Here is a 3042-nt window from a genome sequence, read left to right on the forward strand (position 1 = left end):
GCCCGGGTGCACGCGCGCGGCCACCAGGTCGACTGGACCGCGCTCGGCCGGGCGAACGGCCTCGCCCGCGAACTGCCCACCTACGCCTTCCAGCATCAGCGTTACTGGCTCGACGCCCCCGCGCCCCAGCCCGGCGTCGTCGAGCACGCGCCGGAGCAGGCCGTGCTCCTGAACGCGGTCGCACAGCAGGACGCCGACGGCCTCGCCCACACCCTCGGCCTCGCGCCGGACGCGCCGCTCACCGCGGTGCTGCCCGCGCTCCACACCTGGTCCAGGGAGCAGGCCCGGCTCGCAGCGGCCGACGCCCTGCGCCACCGCGTCTCCTGGACGGCGCTTCCGAAGCCGGTGGACGCGGTGCCGCTCGACGGCACGTGGCTGGTCGCGGTGCCCGGCGAGCCCGTCGAACCGGACCTCGTGGTCGCGGTCGAAAAGGCGCTCGTCGACGCGGGGGCGCGCGTGGAGCGGTGCGAGACGGCCGACCTGCGAGCGCGGCTGGCCGCGATGGAGCCCCGGGGAGTGCTCTGCCTGCCCGCGGCCGGCGCCCAGCGCGACCACGACCGGGAGCGCGGCATCGCGACCGGCGCCCTGGCCGTGCTCGATCTCCTGCACACCGTGCAGGACGCGGGAGCCGACACCCGCGTATGGGCCCTCACGCGCGACGCGGTGTGTGCGCAGGACGGCGACGCGGCGCCGGACCCGTGGCAGGCCCAGGTCTGGGGCCTCGGACGGGTCGCGGCTCTCGAACACCCCACCCTGTGGGGCGGTCTGATCGACGTCTCCGGTACCGACCCGGCGGCGCAGCTCACCGGCCTCGCCGCTGCTCTTGCCGACACCACCGGCGACGACCAAATCGCCCTGAGAGGCGAGCTGTTGCTCGGTCGCCGGTTGGTCCGTGGCACGGTGCCCACGAGCCTGCCGGAACCGGAGACCAGCTCCGCGGCGCCCTGGGCCGACGGCTCCGTCCTGATCACCGGCGGCACCGGTGCCCTCGGCGCACAGACGGCTCGCTGGCTCGCCCGGAACGGCGCGCGGACCCTCGTCCTCACCAGCCGTCAGGGCCCTGCCGCACCCGCGGTGGCCGCCCTGCGCACGGAACTTGAGGAGCTGGGCGCGGACGTCGTCGTCGAGTCCTGCGACGTCACCGACGCCGCGGCCCTCGCCACGCTCCGAGACACGCTCGCCGACGCCGGAACGCCGGTCCGCACCGTGGTCCACACCGCGGGCGTTGCCTCGGAACTGCCGCTCGCGGAGCTCGACGAGGACGGCTACGCCGCCGTCGTACGCGCGAAGGTCGTCGGCGCGCAGGTCCTCGACGAGGCCCTGGGCGACGAACTCGCCGCGTTCGTCGTCTACTCGTCCATCGCCGGGGTCTGGGGCAGCGCCCGTGCCGGTGCCTACGCCGCAGGAAACGCGCATCTCGACGCGCTGATCGAGCGGAGGCGCGCCCACGGACGTCCAGGCACCGCCCTCGCCTGGGGCCCCTGGGGCGGTGGCGGCATGGCCGACGAGCGCCTCACACGGGAGATGCAGGCCCGCGGCGTCAGCGCGCTCGACCCGGAAGAGGCCGTCACTGCGTTCGGCCGCGTCATGCGGGCGGACGACGCCACCGTCATCCTCGCCGACATCGACTGGGCACGCCTGGCCGACATCTTCACCGCCAACCGCCCGAGCCCCCTGTTCGACCCGCTCGTCACCGTGGAAACGGAACGCGGCGGCGTCGACGCGTCCGGGACGGCGACGGCGGCCGGCACGGGCGGTGCGGGCGACGCGTCCGGCCTGGGCGGCAGCGGCGCCGGTAGTGCCGGGGCCACCCCGTTCGTCGCCCGCTGGACCGCACTGTCCGGCGGGGAGCGCCGGCGGATGCTGGTGGAGACCGTCTGCACGCAGGCCGCCGCGGAACTCGGGCACGCCTCGGGCGGCGCGATCGAGCCGGAACGCCCCTTCCAGGACCTCGGGTTCGACTCGCTGGCCGCAGTCGGTCTGCGGCACCGGCTCGAAGAGCTCACCGGCCTCAAGCTGCCGGCCACGCTCGTCTTCGACCACCCCACGCCCGTGGCCCTGGCGCAGGTCGTCGCGAGCACCCTCGTGGAGCAGGTCGGCGGCGCGTCGGGCGCGTCGGCGGTCCTCGGCGAGCTGGACCGGCTCGAAGCGGCCCTCGCCGCGCTCGACGCCGGGTCCGACCCGGCCGCGCGCGGCCGTATCACCCTTCGGCTTTCCAACCTGTTGACCAGGTTCCAGAACGCCGACGACGAGCCCGCCGCCGCGTCCGGCGCGGCGGAAACAGCCGCCGAGCAACTCGGCTCGGCAACTGACGATCAGCTCTTCGATCTGATCGAGAAGGAATTCGGCATCTCCTGACGCCGGCGTTCGCAACCCTCAGCACGAAACAAGGAGCTGGCGCACCGTGCCCACCAACGAAGACAAGCTTCGTCACTACGTCAAGGAACTGACGGGTGATCTGCTGCGCACCCGCGGCCGGCTGCGGGAACTGGAGGCAGCCGGGAACGAGCCGATCGCGATCGTCGGCATGGCCTGCAAGTATCCGGGCGGGGTGAGCTCGCCCGAGGACCTGTGGGAGCTGGTGTCCGAGGGCCGGGACGCGATCTCGCCGTTCCCGGCCGACCGCGGCTGGGACCTTGGACGGCTGTCCGCCGCGGGCGGCGGATTCCTGCACGACGCCGCGGAGTTCGACGCGGGTTTCTTCGGCATCTCGCCGCGCGAGGCGGCCGCCATGGACCCGCAGCAGCGCCTCGCCCTGGAGGCCTGCTGGGAGGCGGTGGAGCGGTCCGGCATCAGCGCCGACTCGCTGCGCGGGAAGCCGGTCGGCGTCTTCATGGGCGGCGCCGTCCAGGGCTACGGCCTGGCCGGCACGGAGATCGTCGACGCGCCCGAAGGCGTCGGTGGAACGGGATCGGCCAGCTCCGTCATCTCGGGCCGGGTCTCGTATTCGTTGGGGTTCGAGGGTCCTGCGGTGACGGTGGATACGGCGTGTTCGTCGTCGCTGGTCGCGATGCATCTGGCGGTGCAGTCGTTGCGGTCGGG

The 3042-nt window shown here is 74.1% G+C and carries 2 protein-coding genes; both read left to right on the forward strand.

Going from position 1 to position 3042, the window contains the following annotated elements; all coding sequences use genetic code 11:
- The coding region (locus ACZ7HQ_RS45080; RefSeq protein WP_471003345.1) for a beta-ketoacyl reductase at positions 1 to 2358 on the forward strand (2358 nt) is incomplete at its 5' end.
- A 46-nt stretch (positions 2359 to 2404) separates the two neighbouring features.
- Positions 2405 to 3042 (forward strand): beta-ketoacyl synthase N-terminal-like domain-containing protein (locus ACZ7HQ_RS45085; protein ID WP_471003349.1); only part of this gene is annotated, 638 nt, incomplete at its 3' end.

It is taken from the genome of Streptomyces sp. NPDC037290, assembly GCF_055603245.1.